The organism is Nonomuraea cavernae, assembly GCF_014646355.1.
Taxonomy (GTDB): Bacteria; Actinomycetota; Actinomycetes; order Streptosporangiales; family Streptosporangiaceae; genus Nonomuraea; species Nonomuraea cavernae.
Genome location: NZ_BMNH01000003.1, coordinates 93018 through 108662 on the forward strand (window position 1 = coordinate 93018; position 15645 = coordinate 108662).

General features: G+C 69.5%; 17 protein-coding genes. 9 read left to right on the forward strand and 8 right to left on the reverse strand.

The window, feature by feature from the left end; all coding sequences use genetic code 11:
- Positions 1-10: 10 nt before the first annotated feature.
- Positions 11-1249, reverse strand: coding sequence for a glycosyltransferase family 4 protein (locus tag IEY82_RS07285; RefSeq protein WP_372459689.1), 1239 nt, complete (start codon positions 1247-1249; stop codon positions 11-13).
- Between the two features lie 258 nt (positions 1250-1507).
- Between IEY82_RS07285 and IEY82_RS07290 the strand changes: the two genes are divergently transcribed.
- Positions 1508-2527, forward strand: a complete 1020-nt coding sequence (locus IEY82_RS07290) for a GDP-mannose 4,6-dehydratase (RefSeq protein ID WP_189123240.1) — start codon at positions 1508-1510, stop codon at positions 2525-2527.
- Positions 2528-2660: 133 nt separating this feature from the next.
- Here the strand turns inward: IEY82_RS07290 and IEY82_RS07295 are convergent, their stop codons facing one another.
- The gene (locus IEY82_RS07295) at positions 2661-3425 is read right to left on the reverse strand and encodes an alpha/beta fold hydrolase (protein ID WP_225262369.1); all 765 of its coding nucleotides are present in this window, start codon (positions 3423-3425) and stop codon (positions 2661-2663) included.
- A 60-nt stretch (positions 3426-3485) separates the two neighbouring features.
- Positions 3486-4397, reverse strand: coding sequence for a helix-turn-helix transcriptional regulator (locus IEY82_RS07300; RefSeq protein ID WP_225262371.1), 912 nt, complete (start codon positions 4395-4397; stop codon positions 3486-3488).
- Between the two features lie 60 nt (positions 4398-4457).
- On the opposite strand from IEY82_RS07300, the gene IEY82_RS07305 reads away from it, so the two are divergent.
- From IEY82_RS07305 to IEY82_RS07315, 3 genes are read left to right on the forward strand one after another with little or no spacing between them, the layout of a single operon-like run.
- Positions 4458-5015, forward strand: a complete 558-nt coding sequence (locus IEY82_RS07305) for a winged helix-turn-helix domain-containing protein (protein WP_189123242.1) — start codon at positions 4458-4460, stop codon at positions 5013-5015.
- Positions 5008-5844 carry an SRPBCC family protein gene (locus tag IEY82_RS07310; protein ID WP_189123243.1) on the forward strand — a complete coding sequence of 279 codons (837 nt, stop codon included), beginning with the start codon at positions 5008-5010 and terminating at the stop codon, positions 5842-5844. Before IEY82_RS07305 ends, IEY82_RS07310 begins: the two co-directional genes overlap by 8 nt.
- 50 nt (positions 5845-5894) lie before the next feature.
- Complete coding sequence (locus tag IEY82_RS07315) at positions 5895-6305, forward strand: DUF2000 domain-containing protein (RefSeq protein WP_189123244.1); 411 nt, start codon at positions 5895-5897, stop codon at positions 6303-6305.
- 354 nt (positions 6306-6659) lie between these two features.
- Here IEY82_RS07315 and IEY82_RS07320 read toward each other — a convergent pair whose 3' ends face one another.
- Positions 6660-7097, reverse strand: coding sequence for a methyltransferase domain-containing protein (locus IEY82_RS07320; protein WP_189123245.1), 438 nt, complete (start codon positions 7095-7097; stop codon positions 6660-6662).
- A 131-nt stretch (positions 7098-7228) separates the two neighbouring features.
- Here IEY82_RS07320 and IEY82_RS07325 point away from each other — a divergent pair, with 131 nt between their 5' ends.
- Positions 7229-7561 (forward strand): PadR family transcriptional regulator, encoded by a 333-nt coding sequence (locus tag IEY82_RS07325; RefSeq protein ID WP_263647712.1) that lies wholly within the window; start codon positions 7229-7231, stop codon positions 7559-7561.
- The gene (locus IEY82_RS07330) at positions 7558-8526 is read left to right on the forward strand and encodes a hypothetical protein (RefSeq protein ID WP_189123246.1); all 969 of its coding nucleotides are present in this window, start codon (positions 7558-7560) and stop codon (positions 8524-8526) included. The genes IEY82_RS07325 and IEY82_RS07330 overlap by 4 nt, the downstream gene beginning before the upstream one ends.
- 273 nt (positions 8527-8799) lie before the next feature.
- Here IEY82_RS07330 and IEY82_RS07335 read toward each other — a convergent pair whose 3' ends face one another.
- Positions 8800-9849 carry a saccharopine dehydrogenase family protein gene (locus IEY82_RS07335; RefSeq protein ID WP_189123247.1) on the reverse strand — a complete coding sequence of 350 codons (1050 nt, stop codon included), beginning with the start codon at positions 9847-9849 and terminating at the stop codon, positions 8800-8802.
- 300 nt (positions 9850-10149) lie between these two features.
- On the opposite strand from IEY82_RS07335, the gene IEY82_RS07340 reads away from it, so the two are divergent.
- The 3 genes from IEY82_RS07340 (at position 10150) to IEY82_RS07350 (ending at position 12926) form a co-directional block, all read left to right on the forward strand.
- Positions 10150-11157, forward strand: coding sequence for an aldo/keto reductase (locus IEY82_RS07340; RefSeq protein WP_189123248.1), 1008 nt, complete (start codon positions 10150-10152; stop codon positions 11155-11157).
- A 194-nt stretch (positions 11158-11351) separates the two neighbouring features.
- On the forward strand, positions 11352-11810 hold the full coding sequence (locus IEY82_RS07345) for a phosphoribosyltransferase (protein ID WP_189123249.1): 459 nt from the start codon (positions 11352-11354) through the stop codon (positions 11808-11810).
- A gap of 3 nt (positions 11811-11813) precedes the next feature.
- Positions 11814-12926, forward strand: coding sequence for a winged helix DNA-binding domain-containing protein (locus IEY82_RS07350; RefSeq protein ID WP_189123250.1), 1113 nt, complete (start codon positions 11814-11816; stop codon positions 12924-12926).
- A gap of 76 nt (positions 12927-13002) precedes the next feature.
- On the opposite strand, the gene IEY82_RS07355 is transcribed toward IEY82_RS07350, so the two are convergent.
- The 3 genes from IEY82_RS07355 to IEY82_RS07365 all read right to left on the reverse strand — a co-directional run bounded on the left by IEY82_RS07355 (position 13003) and on the right by IEY82_RS07365 (position 15602).
- Positions 13003-13254, reverse strand: a complete 252-nt coding sequence (locus IEY82_RS07355) for a hypothetical protein (protein ID WP_189123251.1) — start codon at positions 13252-13254, stop codon at positions 13003-13005.
- Positions 13255-13391: 137 nt separating this feature from the next.
- Entirely contained in the window at positions 13392-14075 is a 684-nt protein-coding gene (locus tag IEY82_RS07360; protein ID WP_189123252.1) for a hypothetical protein, read from the reverse strand.
- Positions 14076-14414: 339 nt separating this feature from the next.
- Entirely contained in the window at positions 14415-15602 is a 1188-nt protein-coding gene (locus tag IEY82_RS07365) for a cytochrome P450 (RefSeq protein ID WP_189123253.1), read from the reverse strand.
- Positions 15603-15645: the final 43 nt, after the last annotated feature.

A 15645-nucleotide genomic window follows, 5' to 3' on the forward strand; every position in this document is an offset into this window, starting at 1 on the left:
CAGCGGGGGCTCAGCGGGGGCGGCGGGCCGCGATGGCCTCGCGATAGGCCTCGACGGTCTTCTTGGCGACGACGTGCCAGGTGTAGCGTTCCATGACCCGGTCGTATCCGGCCCGGCCCACCCGTTCGCGCTCCTCGGGTGAGTCGTGCAGGCGGCGCAGCACCGACGCCAGCTCCTCGGCGTCGCCGGGGCTCACCTGGATCGCGGCGTCGCCGACCACTTCCGGCAGCGCTCCCGTACGGCTCGCGACCAGGGGTGTGGCGCAGGCCATGTGCTCGACCGCGGGCAGCGAGAAGCCCTCGTAGAGCGACGGCACGACCGAGACCTCCGAGGTGGCGATCAGCTCGCCCAGCTCGTCGTCGGAGATGCCGTGCACGAAGCGGACCCGGTCCTCCAGCGACAGCTCCTTGACCAGCTGCTCGGTGGGGCCGCCCGGGGTGGGCTTGCTGACCACGGTGAGGTTGACGTCGCGCTCGGTGGCCAGCTTGGCCACGGCCCGCAGCAGGGTGGCGACGCCTTTCATCGGCGAGTCGGCGCTGGCCACGGCCACGATCGAGCCCCTGCGGCGGGGCTTGTCGGGACGTGGGTGGAAGTAGCGGGTGTCGACGCCGAGCGGGATCAGCCGCATGTTGGCCTGCGGCACGTTGAAGTCGCGGTGGATGTCGGCCAGCGACGACTCGCTGACCGTCAGGATCGGGCTGAGCCGGGGCGCGACCTTGGCCTGCATCTTCACGAACCCGTACCACCGGCGCATGGTCAGCTTCTTGACGCCCTTGGCCGCCTCCAGCTCGATGCGGCGGTCGACGCTGATCGGGTGGTGGATGGTGCCGACCACGGGGAACAGCTTCTGGATGCCGAGCAGGCCGTAGCCGAGGGTCTGGTTGTCCTGGACGACGTCGAAGTCGCCGACGCGCTTGCTCAGCTCGCGGCGGGCGCGCAGGGTGAAGGTCAGCGGCTCGGGGAAGCCGGCGGTCCACATGGTGGCGACCTCGAGGCAGTCGATCCAGTCGCGGAACTCACCGGGCTTCGGGGTCCGGAACGGATCCTCGTCGCGGTAGAGGTCGAGGCTCGGCACCTTGTTGAGGATCACGCCCTCGTCGAGCTCGGGATAGGGCTGGCCGGAGAACACCTCGACGTGGTGCCCGAGCGCCACCAGCTCGCGGCTCAGGTGGCGGAGGTAGACGCCCTGACCGCCGCAGGTGGGCTTGCTGCGGTAGGACAGCAGCGCGATCCGCAGCGCGTCGCTCACGGACACCCCTTTCCACTCCGGTAGCACCCAGAGTCGGGCGTGTACCGTGAAAGATGACCTTAGTCCGAGAAGGCTACCATTCGGTAGGTCGGCTGGAATTGTTCCTAACCTGCCCCGCACACCGTGCGATCTGCGATGTTGGCATGACCGAGCGATGTTCGGTAGAACGTGTTCCAGTTTGATGGGGTGCTGTGACAAGGCGCTTAGCTGTACATTCCGGTCCCAATGGAGGCGGTTAGTGATAAGGGGAGGACCCCGTTGGCCAGGCGCGCTCTGATCACCGGCATCACCGGCCAGGATGGTTCCTATCTGGCCGAGCACCTGCTCGGTCAGGGATACGAGGTCTGGGGGCTGGCGCGCGGCCAGGCCAATCCGCGGGTGTCGCGGATGCGCAGGCTGCTCGCCGACGTGAAGGTGGTCCGGGGCGACCTGCTCGACCAGGGATCTTTGATCTCGGCGGTGGAGCGGGCCCAGCCGGACGAGGTCTACAACCTCGGGGCGATCTCGTTCGTGCCGATGTCGTGGGAGCAGGCCGAGCTGACCGCCGAGGTCACCGGGATGGGCGTGCTGCGCATGCTGGAGGCCATCCGGGTGTGCTCGGGCGTGTCGCGGGGCGGCTCGCCCAACGGCCAGATCCGCTTCTATCAGGCTTCGTCATCTGAGATGTTCGGCCAGGTCAGCGAGACGCCCCAGACCGAGAGCACCGCCTTCCACCCCCGCTCGCCGTACGGGGTGGCCAAGGCGTACGGCCACTTCCTCACCCAGAACTACCGCGAGTCCTACGGCATGTACGCGGTCTCCGGGATCCTGTTCAACCATGAGTCGCCGCGGCGCGGCGCCGAGTTCGTCACCCGCAAGGTGTCGCTCGGCGTGGCCCGCATCAAGCTCGGCCTGGCCGGCGAGCTGCGCCTGGGCAACCTGGAGGCCCGGCGCGACTGGGGCTTCGCGGGCGACTACGTCCGGGCCATGCACCTCATGCTGCGGGCCGAGAAGCCCGAGGACTACGTGATCGGCACTGGCCGGATGAAGTCGGTCCGCGAGCTGGTGGAGGCGGCCTTCACCGCCGCCGGGCTCGACTGGGAGCGGTACGTCGTCACCGACCAGGGCCTGCACCGGCCGGCCGAGGTCGACCTGCTCTGCGCCGACCCCAAGAAGGCCAGGGTGCAGCTCGGCTGGGAGCCCACGATGTCGTTCGAGGAGCTGGTCGCGATGATGGTCGAATCGGACCTGCGCCTGCTGACCGACGGCGGCGACCCCGGTGACGGTTCCTGGCCTTAGATCAGTACCTCTTTCTACGGCACCGCCAAGGGCACGCCAGACGCCGCACGGGGCTGAGGGCCTCCAGGGTGACGCCCGCTGACCCGCACGTGGCGGGCCGCCGCTACGGCGCCCGCCTGCGGCTCGTCCAGCCCTAACCCGCGGCTCGGCGGATCGGCATCCAGGTGGGAGCCGGCTCCTCTGCCAGGAAGTCGCCGACCAGCCGGGCGCACAGCTCGGGCCGCTCGTGCAGCAGCAGGTGAGAGGTCCGCGGCACGACGGCGAGCTGCGCCGCGGGAAGCGCCCGGTACATCCGCAGAGTGTGCTCCAGAGTGACGATGTCGTCGTCGGCCGCCATGACCAGCACGGGGCAGGTGACGGCGGCCAGGTCGTCCGGGGCCAGTGGCGCTTCCGCGTCCACCGACCGGACCACCTTCTCCAGGACGACGGGGAAGTGGTCCGCCCCGTCCGGAGACACTTCGGCATAGGCGGAGACCAGCTGCGCGGGAGGCGGAGCGTCAGCGCTCGGCCGCAGGATCATCCCCTCCGGATCGAACGCGCCGCTGATCAGGACGAGCCGCTCGACCAGGTCGGGGCGGCGCACGGCCGTCCACAGCGCCACGATCGCTCCGGCGCTGTATCCGGCCAGCCGTACGGGACCGTCGGCGGTCTTCTCGATGAACGCCGCGGTGTCGTCCGCGAACGCCTCCATCGCGAACGGGCCCGGCACGTCAGGGGTGTGCCCGTGGCCCCTGCGCTCGGGTAGCAGGAGCCGGAACCGCTCGGCCAGCGCGTCGAGGTTGCCGTTGAAGTCACGGCTGTCGGTCAGGCCCCCATGGAGGAGCACCAGCGGGTCGCCCGCGCCGCGCTCGTCGTACCAGGTGCGCACGCCGTTGACATCGATGTAGTCGGCCATCATGCCGCCCTTTCCTTGCCGTGTGTGGGTCTCCGGCATTGGTACGGTGCGGCGGCCGGAAACTCATCGCACGCCGGCGGCCCGACCCAACGGCTTGGTGGTGGTGCCGGTGGCCTGGCGGTAGGCGCCCGGCGTGAGGCCGAAGTAGCGGGTGAACCAGCGGGTCAGGTGGCTCTGGTCGGCGAACCCGGTGCGCGCCGCGACCTCGCCGAGCGGCAGGCCGTCCGCGATCAGGCGTTTGGCCGCGCGTAGCCGCAGCTGGCGCTGGTAGTCGCTGGGGGCCATGCCGTACGCGGTGCGGAAGGCCCGGTAGACCGTGAAGCGGCTGGCGCCCGTGGCCTCGACCAGGTCGTCGACGGTCAGGTCGTCCAGGTGGCGCTCGTGCAGGAGTTGGCGGGTCCGCCGGGCGACGCGGGCCGAGCCGGGGAGCCCTGCCGGCGGGACGACCGGGGCGGTGGCGGCTCGCCGTACCATCGCGGAGACCGTGGCGGCGAGCTGCTCGTCGCGGCGCAGCGCCGGGACGGCGACCGGCCGGACAGAGGGCGGGCCGTCGTCCGGAGCGCCGCCCGAGGGAGAGCCGCACAGGGCGGTGTGCAGGGCGCGCAGCGAGCGCGCGAGCGCCGGGTCGTCGAGCACCGGGGCGGCGAAGAGCGGCAGGCCCGCGCGCCGGGCGGTGAGGTCGGCGAGCAGGTCCGACACCAGGTCGGTGCGGAGGTGGACCATCCGGTAGGTGAAGCCCGTGGCGGTCGCGGAGTGCCCGTCGTGCGGGTCGTCGGGGTTGAACGCCATCACCATGCCGGCCGCGCTGGTGTGGGCCGAGCCGCGGCAGGTGAACGCCTGGGCCCCCTCCTCCGTCACGCCGAAGGAGTAGGTCTCGTGGCTGTGGCGATGGTAGACGTGCCGCTCGAAGTGGGCGTGCATGGCCTCGACGCGCTGGTCGGGGGAGCGCCAGTAGCGGGACCAGTCATCCGTCACCCTGTCATTGTGCCGCCCCCATTGACAAAGCCTCATTTTACTTAAAGGATTGTTTTTGCGATGAGAGACGTCCTGTATCTGGAAGAGATCGAGCAGGCCGAGGCCCTGCTCAAGCCGCAGCGCGTGGAAGTGCTGCGGCAGCTGGCCGAGCCGCGCACCTGCACCGAGGTGGCGCAGCAGCTCGGGCAGACTCCGCAGCGGGTCTACTACCACGTCAAGCGCCTGGTCGACGCGGGGCTGGTCGACCTCGTGTCCGAACGCAAGGTGCGCGGCATCCTCGAAGGCATCTACCAGGCCGCGGCCCGCTCCTACTGGCTGTCGCCGCGCCTGGTGGGCCGGATCGGGCTGCGCAAGGCGCGCGACGAGCTGAGCCTGGGCTACCTGCTGGACCTGATGGAGGAGGTCCAGGCCGACATCGCCGCGCTCGACCGCACCGCCCCCGAGCTGCCCTCCATCGGGCTGTCCGGGGAGATCCACGTCCTGGCGGAGCACCGCCAGGAGTTCCTCAACGACCTGCACACCATGCTGCAGGACCTGTTCACCCGGTACGGCGGAGCCGAGGGAGACGCCTTCAAGCTCGCCGTCGCCTGCTACCCCAAGGGAGAAGCGCATGACTGAGCCGACGATCATCCGTGCCCGCATCCACGCGCCGGTCAAGGAGGTGCGCCACGCGCTGACCGACCCCGCGGCCATGCGGATCTGGCTGGCCGAGAAGGCCGAGGTCGAGCTGCCGGGCCGTTACGAGTTCTGGGGCCGCCACACCCCCGAGGGCGACGCGCCGCACCAGCGGCTGCTGCACGCCGACGACCGTACGGTGCGCTTCGCCTGGACGCTCGACGGGGTGGAGGCCACCACCGAGTTCGCCGTCGAGGAGGACGGGCCGTCGGCGACGATCGTCTCGGTGTCGCAGAGCGACTACGACCACCAGGAGGCCCTGGCGGGCACGAGCATCCGCGGCGTCCTGCAGACCTTCTGGTACCTGACGCTGGCCAACCTGCTCGAGCACTTGGAAGGCCGCGAGCTCACGCCGAAGATCGACTTCACCGGTAAGACGGGCCTGCGGGCGGACGTCCTGATCGACGCGACGCCGGACAAGGTGTTCGACTCGCTGATCGACTCGGAGTCGGTCACCCGCTGGTTCGGCTTCCCCATCGCGATCGAGCCGCACGTCGGCGGGCGCTACGCCATGGGCGGGTTCGACAACCCCGACCCGGCGAAGATCCTGGAGCTGGAGCCCGGCCGTAAGCTCTCGGTCGACTGGGGCGACTCCGGGGTCGGCACCTGGGAGCTGGAGGGGTCCGGCGGCAAGACCCGGCTCACGCTGATGCAGAGCGGTTTCGACGGGGCGCAGCCTCCCTTCGCCGCCTGGGGCGGCATCCTGTCCGGGCTGGCCGAGCTGCGCCGCTTCCACGAGGTACCCGACTGGACGCCCATCTGGCTGCAGTAGGCGCACCAGCGTTCAAGACCCGGCGGAGGCGGAGACGGGAGGCTGGCCGCATGCGTTTCGACACGAAGATCGGCATCGTGGTCCGCGCGGACCTGGCCGTCTGGCAGCGGCTCAACGTCACCGCCTTCCTGGCCAGCGCCGTGGCCGGCGGGGTGCCCGAGACCATCGGCGAGCCCTACGCCGACGCCTCCGGCAACGGCTACCTGCCGATGTTCCGCCAGCCGGTGCTCGTCTACGCGGCCGACGCCGAGGCGCTCGGCCGCGTCCGCGAGAAGGCGATGGCCAGGGGGTTCGACGTGGCGGTCTACATCGACGAGATGTTCAAGACGGGCCACGACGAGGACAACCGGGCCGCGGTGCGCGCGGTCGAGGCGGCGGACCTGTCGCTCGCCGGGCTGGCCGTGCACGGGCCCAGGAACGCGGTCGACAAGGTGCTCAAGGGGCTGGCGCTGCATCCTTGACGCCTACGGCTCCTGGGGAACGCTGGATGGCGTGCCGCGTAGAAAACCGTTGCCCTCGCCCGTAGTCGTACTGATCGCCATCCTCGCACTCGGCGTGACGATCTGGACTGGAGCCACGGTCGCTGGCCCTGCGCTTGGTTGGCAGGCGCTCGCCGCTCTTGTGCTTGTCGTCCTGGCCTGTGGACTCGGGACCTCCATCCTTATCCGCGTTCGAAAGCGCCAATGAGCTCAGTCCTTGCCATGCTGGTCGCAGGGCAAGGACTGAGCTCAGGTAAGTGTTCTGGCCCGGCAAGGTGGCCGCCCGGAGGACCCGCTGTCCCGCCACCTGAGCCCCGTCGCAGCGACCCGGTCGGCTCAAGCCCGCGGGATGGGTAGTTCGCGAAGCGGATCGCCACCGTCGATGAAAAGCCGGGCCTCCGCCGTGGTCGCCGCGGCGATGCGCCGGAGCACCCGCCGGCCATCCTCGGGATGTCGCCCGTCGAGGGCTCCGACCCGAACGGCGAACACGATGTCGTACGGCTCTTCGTGAGGCCGCAGGACGAAGTCTTCGCCCGCGCTCTGACGGACGCTCATGCGGCCGGACGTGATCTCGTCCGTCGCGGCGGCGGCGGCGGCCTGGGCGATGGCGGTGGCGGATCTGTCGATGGCCAGGATGTGGCCGGTGGTGAGCAGGGCTGCGACCGCTCGTGCGGCCGCCCCGGGGCCGCACCCGATTTCGAGGACACGTGAGTGCGGCTGAAGGGGAAGCGCGTGCACGATCGCGGCGAGGCGGGGTGACAGACGTGGCGGCATGAGCGGAAGACTAGATGACGGCCGGCCTGTGCGAGCTTCTCGAGCCTGGGCGCGGCTGAGGCGTTCCGCGTCCGCGGCGGGTGTTGTCGATCAGGCATCTGATAGAAAGATCATCGGTATATAGTGATCGAATGAGATCGATGCAGGAGCCCACTTTTCTGATCCTCACCGCGCTCGCCGCCGGCCCTCAACATGGGTATGGCCTCATCGCCGACGTCGAACAGATCTCCGAGGGCCGGGTACGGTTGCGCGCCGGCACCCTCTACGCCGCCTTCGACCGCCTGCGGGAGGAGGGCCTCATCACCGAGGACCGTGAGGAGATCGTGGACGGCAGGGTCCGGCGCTACTACAAGCTGACCGATGACGGGGCGACCCGGCTGGCGGCGGAGGCCGAGCGGATGCGCCGTCACGCGCGAGCGGCTTCCACGCGGCTGCGTGCCGCCGGCCTCGGAGGAACGGCGTGACCTCCCTCGAAACCCGATACCGGCGGCTCCTGGCCTGCTATCCCCGTGATCATCGCACCCGGCACGAGGAAGAGATGATCGGCGTACTGCTGGCCGGATCACGGCCCGGACAGAGCCGCCCGCACATCGCCGACACGGCCGATCTGCTGGCAGGCGCGGTTCGCGTGCACTGCCGGCGGGCCTTCGGCACGGTGTCGGCGCCCGCCTGGCGGGACGCCGTGGCCGCGGGCATGGCGCTGTGGCCTCTTCTCATCCTGACCGACACGCTGGCCCGTCAGGTCCTGTCGCTGGCACCGAGCATCGGGCCTGGCCTGGTTCGCCACTGGACGCAAGAACCGTGGTCGCTGCTGTACTGGGCTCGACCGATCATCGTCTTCGCCCTGCCGGTGCTCGCGGTGGCGCTCCGCCACCGGGGGATCGCCACACTGGGTGCACTCGCTTTCCTGCTGTACCTGGGCGGATCGCCCTTTCCTCTGTCCCTGGCACTACCGAACGTCAGCCTTCCTCTCCTGGCGCAAGCGGTGGCGGTCGCCGTCGCCTTCACCCGTCCGGCCCGCGAGGGCCTGTCGCTCATCTCCCGGCGCGCACTCATGCTCTGGATGCCGTTAGCCCTGATCGGGCTGGCCGCCGGCAAGGTCGGCAGGCACGTGCTCGACATGGCCACCAACCATGAGATGGCACTCTGGAAACCTGTGCCGTGGCTCGTCATCATGGCGGCGGCAGCGGGATACGCGGCAGGGTCCGCAGTGGGACGGCGCGCGTCACTGCTGCTGTTTCTGCCCGTAGCGGCGCTGGGCGACCTCGGGAAACTCCCTTCCCTGCCCACCTCTGTCGCCCTTGCGCAGATCGGCTGCGTGCTCAGCGCCTTCGCCGTCGCGACGATGCTCGCGCGCCGGCAGGCCGGACGTGATCCTTTCTGCGCGCCTGATCCGGGCACGTGGCTCGAGCCGGATGCCCGCTCGTAGCCGGCCGCCTCGCCGAGACCGGCTGGGACATCGCGTTCACCTACTGGCGGCCCTACGCAGACCCTGCCGCCCCAGCGGCCGTCTTCGACTCCGTCGAGAGCGACCTCGGGCCCGTCAGGGCTCTGGTGATGTGCCACTGCGAACAGCGTGACCTGAACCTCCTGACCACGACCGTGGACAGCTTCGACCAGCACTTCGCCGTCAACGCCCGGGCCCCGTGGCTACTCATCCGCGAGTACGGGCGGCGCTTCGCGGGGACGCCCGACGATGCCGTCACGTGCCCGGCGCGCTGTGCCGCACCGTCATGTGATGCCGGGTCAGCTCGCCGAGCAGGGGGCCGGGGTCGAGGAAGCGGTCGATATGCACCACGCCGTGCGGGGCGGTGTCGTCGAACACGGCCTTGACGATGTACGCCGTGATGACACCGGTGGCGTTGCAGGTCTCGCGGCCCGTGATCGTGCTCCATACCGCGTCGCCCGCTTCATCCGACGCCACGGCATGGACGACGAACCGATCGGATCCGAAGTGCAGCCGGGACAGAGCCGAGGCGGCGAGCGGCCCGGCACCCAGGTGGCGTACCAGGGAGAAGACCCGCGCGCGGCGCAGGGCGAACACGGCCGAGGTCACCAGCCGGGAGTCGAAGCAGATGCGGGTGGTCGCCCGCACCTTCAGGGACTCGGCGATCGTGAACTGGTCGGAGAAGGGGAACGGATGGACGATGCGCGTCCCGGCGTCCCCGAGTCGCACCCGCGCCGTTCTCGCCCGGTGCCGACCCCGGGCGGCCGGTTCGGCGAGATGACGCACGACCCAGTCCACTGAGTCGGCCCCGTGCTCGCCACCCAGGCCGAGCATCAGGCTGAGGTCCACGGCCCGTGCCGACGGGAGCCGATCCACGCAGTGCCGCGCCAGCAGGTTCGTCAAGCCGGGGGCGACGCCCACGCTCAGCACGGCGGTCGCGCCGTGCCGTGCCGCGAGCCCGTCGAGCGCGGCAATCGACTCCAGCACCGGCAGAGAGGCGCTCACATCGACGTAGTGCACGCCCCGCTCCAGGCAGGCGCGCGCCACCCGGGCGTTCGCACGTTCCACGCACATCACCACGACGGCCGCGTCCAGCAGCAGGCGATCCACGTCCGCCGGATCGTTCACGTCGGCGCGCACCACCTGCACGGCACCGGTTCGCGCGAGGCCCGCCCCGCGTGTGGGATCGCGTCCGGCCACCACCACGCGGCCGGGGAACCACTGGCCCAGGGTTGACGCGGCCGCCCTGCCTACCGCGCCGTATCCGCCAAGGATGACGATGTTCGTCCCGTTCTCTGGAAGCACCCCATCAGCATCCGGAACGGAGTGCCATGGACACAACTGAGACTTCGGCATCTCATGTATGAGTCACGCGCATGGCTCGCATCACCGTCTGAGCGCAAGCTCGGCCTGAGCCTGTTTCGGCGCGCGCCCCGCGGCGTACGGCCGACCGCCGCCGGACAGATGGCCGTGAGCCAGGCGCTGGGCTTGACCTGGAGCGCGCTCGAGCTTCTAGCGTCGATGGCATGCCCGAGACGGGACCGCACACGAATGCGGAGATCGCCCGGCTCACCTGCGGCAACCGGCGGCAGAGGAGAAAGTCACGTGAAGATCGTGGAGCTTGGCCGTACCGGCGAGCAGATCAGTCAGCTCGCCCTGGGATGCATGATCATGGGTACCGTCACGCCGGAGGACGAGGCTGTCGCGATCCTGGACCGGTATGTCGAGGCCGGTGGCAACGTTCTGGACACCGCCGACTGCTACGCCTGGTGGGAGGAGCGGGGCAGTTACGGCGGTCACAGCGAGGAGCTGATCGGCCGCTGGCTGGCCCGGACCGGACGGCGCGAGGAGGTGTTCCTGACCACCAAGGGCAGCGCCGTTCCACGCGACCTGGATGCGGTCTGGCCCGGCGGCCGGCCGGACTGGGAGATCGCCTACAGGACGTTCGTCGGGGCCGGGGCGACGACCCTGCGCGAGGCGATCGACGGCAGCCTGCGCCGGCTCGGCACAGACCATGTCGACCTGTACTACGTGCACGTGGACGATCGGACCACGCCACTGGAGGAGACACTGGAGGCGCTCGCCGGCATCGTCCAGGCCGGCAAGGCCCGCTACATCGGATGGTCCAACGTGCGGACCTGGCGGATGGAGCGAATCCGCCAGTTGTGCGCCCAGCACGGCTGGCCGGCGCCGGTCGCGCTCCAACAGCAGCACTCCTACCTGCGGCGCCGGGCAGGGCACCGGCACGTTTCCATCGTGGACGACGAGCAACTCGACTACCTGCGAGCACACGACGACCTGACCCTCGTCGCCTACTCTCCGATCCTCAAGGGCATCTACGACGACCCGGAAAAGCGCCGGGGCCATGGGGCGATGGAGCCGTACCTGGGCCCGGACGCCGACGCCCGGCTCGCCGCGATCGTCGAAGTGGCCGCCGAGGTCGGCGTCACCCCGAACACGCTGGTCCTGGCGTGGCTGATGCACCAGAACTCGCCGGCGATCGTGCCGCTGATCGGCCCGCGTACTCTCCAGCAGTTCGAGGCGGCCTTGCCCGCACTCGACGTCAAGCTCACCGACGAGCAATTCACCCGCCTCGACACCGCCGGCGCCTGATCAGGGACCAGCCGCCGAACGAACCCAACTGCCGGATCTGCCACCAGGCGTTGCGGAGTGGCGAGCTCACCTGCTCCAACAGGCTCTGCAGCGACCCGCAGCGTGCTTTCGAGTGGACGGCCGTCGTCGGGGTCAAGGCCGGCACCCTGGAGCAGGGGGTTCTCCGACTGAAGCGCGGGGCATACGGGTGGGGGATGATCTTCGCGCGGATCATCTTGGGTCACCTCTACACCCACCCCGAGCTCGTCGACGAGGTGGACGCCATCATCCCGATGCCCGCCTATCTTGGGCCACAACAGGCACGCAAAGGCAATGATCACACTGGGTACGTCATCGAACGGGCGATCCTCGAAGACGATGAGGATCTCCCGTTCGTGCTGGATCCGCCGCTCATCGAGAAGACGCGAGCCACTCCCCGCATGCGAGACACGACCTCGCTTATTGAGCGTCAGATCGCGGCGCATGAGCTGTACGCCGCGCTACATGTGCCGGACCCGGCTCGCGTGCGAGGCCGACGCGTCATGGTCTACGACGACGTCTTCACTGCTGGCAGTAGCCTCAACGCGGTGGCCATGCGGCTAAAGGCGAGCGGCCCGGGCGGGCCGACAGGCGATCACATCGGTGGGATTGTCGGCGGCGAAGGATACGGTTGATCAATGGAACTCACCCCCCAACAGGTGCTCGGCCTACGGATGTCCAGCCTGCTGCTTCGGCCGTCGCCCGGCGGTGCCGGCCGAACGACGGGCGTGGCCGAGGTGGTGACCTGGCTCGGAGCGATGCAGGCGCAGGACCTGGCCAGCGGTCTGTGGTCGTTCGGCGCGCGGCTGCCCGGACACACCGCCGCCGACGTCACCGCCGCGCTGGAGCGGCGTGAGGCGCTGCGCACGTGGCCCATGCGCGGCACCATCCATTTCGTCCCGTCCCGCGACGCCCGCTGGATGGTCGAATTGATGGGCGTCCGGGTGCTGAACGGCGCGGCGCGGCGGCGCGAGCAACTCGGCCTCTCGGAGGAGACCGCCGCTCAGGCCATGGAGGTGCTGGGCGCGGCCCTGGCCGGCGGCGGGCGGCTGAGCCGGTCGGAGTGCCTGGCCGTGCTGGCCGGCAAGGGCATCGACACCGATGGCCAGCGCGGCTACCACCTGCTGTGGTACGCCAGCCAGCGGGGCCTGCTGTGCATCGCCCCCAACCTCGGCAACGAGCAGAGCTTCGTGCTGCTCGACGAGTGGGTCCCCGACCCGCACCGGCCGGAGCGCGACGAGGCGCTGGGCACCATCGCCCTGCGCTACTTCCGCGGCCACGGGCCGACCACCCGGCAGGACTTCGCGGGCTGGACCGGCCTGACCGCGGCCGACGCCAAACGCGGCATCGCCGTGGCCGGCGACGCGCTGGCCCGGGTGACCGTCGACGGGGTGGAGACATACCTCGACGCCGCGCTCCTCGACACCGCCCCTCCCACGGTCGGCGACGACGAGGTGCTCGTGCTGCCGGGGTTCGACGAATACCTGCTGGGCTACAAGGACCGCTCGCTGATGGTCGCCGACGAGCACAAGGCGGCCATCATCCCCGGTGGCAACGGGATCTTCCAGTCCACCGTGGTACGTGCCGGCCGGGTCGTGGCCACCTGGAAACGCGCCCTCACGAAGAGCCAGGTACGGATCGCCGTACAGCCGCTCACACCGCTCCACGGAAGCGACCGGGCGGAGGTTGAGCGGGCGTTCGAGCAGTACGCGCAGTTCGTGGAACGCACCCTGGAGGTGCGCTGGCCGTGACCTGTCGTGTGTTCAGGCAGCGCTGACCCTGCGGCCACCGCTGATCTTTGATTGCCCTCACACCGCACCGAACCTGTTATGCCGCCGACGGTTCCGTGCGGACGGTGAAAGCCACCGAGGCCACTTCCTCGTCCTGGGCTTCGAGAATCCACCGGTACGTACACCCCGGCGTCAGTGGCAACGGCGGGAGCGGGAAGACCACATTCGCCCAGACGGTCACCAGCGACGACCGGTTGGGCGCGGTCTTCGGGTTCCTCACCAGCGCCCAGGCCGCCACGTCGCTGCTCGGGATGGCGCTGGCGGGCGTGCTCGGCGAACGGCTCGGCATTGTCCCAACGCTCTGCCTGCACGCCAGCGGTCTGATCGAGGCGGGTCTGCTCGTCGTGGCGAAATCAGAGCGTCATGCTCATCGACCCGCGATGTTCATGTCCCATGAGCTGCTGCCGAGGTCGGAGCTCCAACGGCTCAGTATGGCTCCGGGGCCAGACAAGTGCCGGTCTCGTGCACCTGGTCCGACGGTGGGGGGTCGATGAGCACATCGCTGCCCCAGTCGGTGAAGTCGACCTCGATCACGGTGGTCTTGGGCTGCCTGTCCTCAGCCATGGGATAGGTCGAGGTGAGGTGCGCCCGACGGGGAAGCCGGTCGGGACCGACCCACAACTGCCAGGAGACCTGTGTCAACTCGTTCTGCTTGCGAAATTGGGCGGCGATCACGGGGTCGTCGTGTGGAGCCGCGATGGCGAACTCCGCCAGCGAGCTGCTCCCGGCGTGCACGACGGTGGCGACTCCGTCGATGGTCTCCCCCGAAGAGGGAGCCGGGGCCGCCAGTTTTCGCAGCACCTCGGGTGAGACGAGGCTGCGTACGCCGAGCGAGCCGATGGCGCGCAACAACTGTTCGCACTTGGAGCTGCGGCCGTGAAGCCAGGACTTGCCCGCGGGAACGTCCTGCCGATCAGCCCGGTATCTATAGGTGCCGGAGCCTGCGATCGTGATCGTCCTGGTCGTCATGAAGGACAGGTCGGTCGGGACAACGCTTTTCAGCTCATCGGGGACATTGGTTCGGTAGTAGGTCGCAGTCAGGTCGGAGGCGGTCGCGCCGAGGACGCCAGCGGTACGGCTCTCGCTGTATTGACCGATGTTGACCGGCACGACGAAGTCGTCCTCCGCTGGAGGGGTGAGAGCTTTCTCGCCGTAGTCCAGGCGGACGAGCCTGGCGACCTTCACACCGGCTGAGCCCTCCAGCCGCTGAGTCACCGCCTCGGCGGGCGTTCGGGCCGTAACCGCATCTCCGGCTCCGCAGCCGGCCGTTAGGGCGAGCATCAGGACGATCGTTGCGATCCTCGATAAAGCCACCCGTTGATCGTATGCTCACCAAGAGCAACTGGCGTGGCGCCCTAAGGTCGGCGGAGGAAGGACACCGCCGCGTGTTCGGATGAGAATGGCGAGTCGCGGGGGCAGCCTGTCGGAGCATCTGTTGGGTTGTGAAAACTAGAGGACGACGGGCAGCTCCTTGATGCCGTTGATGAAGTTGGAGCGCAGGCGACGGGCCTCGCCGGTCTGGCGCAGGCGGGGGTAGCGCCGGGCCAGCTGCTCGAAGAGGATGCGCAGCTCCAGTTTGGCCAGGTGGTTGCCGAGGCAGAAGTGGGCGCCGCCGCCGCCGAAGCCGATGTGCGGGTTGGGGGTGCGCCCGATGTCGAAGACCTCGGGATCGGTGAAGACGGAGGCGTCGCGGTTGGCCGAGGAGTAGAAGACGACCACCTTGTCGTCCTCGCGGATCTGCTTGCCGCCGAGGGTCACGTCCTGGGTGGCCGTGCGGCGGAACAGGTTGACGGGGGAGACCCAGCGGACGATCTCGTCTGCGGCCGGGGCGGCCAGCGCCGGGTCCGCGACCAGGCGTTCCCATTGTTCCGGGTGCTCGAAGAGGGCGAGCATGCCGCCCGAGGCCGCGTTGCGGGTGGTCTCGTTGCCGGCGACGACCAGCAGCAGGACGAAGAGGTCGAACTCGTTCTCGTCGAGCGTCTCGCCCTTCTCGTCGGGCTGGATGAGCTTGGTGACGATGTCGTCCCTGGGGTTGGCCCTGCGCTGGGCCGCCAGCTCGTTGGCGTAGGCGTAGACCTCCATGGCCGCCGCCTGGCCCTCCTCGGGGGAGTCGGCGTAGTCGGGGTCCTCGGCGCCGATCATGCGGTTGGACCAGCCGAAGATCTTGTCGCGGTCGGTGACCGGGGCGCCGAGCAGCTCGCAGATCACGTACAGCGGCAGCGGGGCCGCGATCTCGGTGACGAAGTCGATCTCACCGGAGGCCTTGTCGAGCAGGTCATCGCAGATGTCGCGGATGTGCTGTTCGAGGGCGCCGATCGTGCGGGGCGTGAACCCCCGGTTGACCAGCGAGCGCCGCCGCGTGTGCTCCGGCGGGTCCTGGTTGAGCATCATCATCCGCTGCAGCGCGCGTTGCTCCTCCGGCATCTCGTTGAATAACGCCAGCCGTCGATGGGAGGAGAAGAGCTCGGAGTGCCGCGACACGTGGACCACGTCGTCGAAGCGGGTGACGGCCCAGAACGGCGGATCGCCGTCGTGCCGGTGCACGGGGTCGGTTTCGCGTAGCCAGCGGAGTTGCTCGTGGGGCGGTCCGGAATCCGCGTACTGGTCCTGGTCGACGAGGTCGATCCGCACAGACATTCACCTCAGGCGATTTGATCAAACGCTTGGTTGAGACCGTACT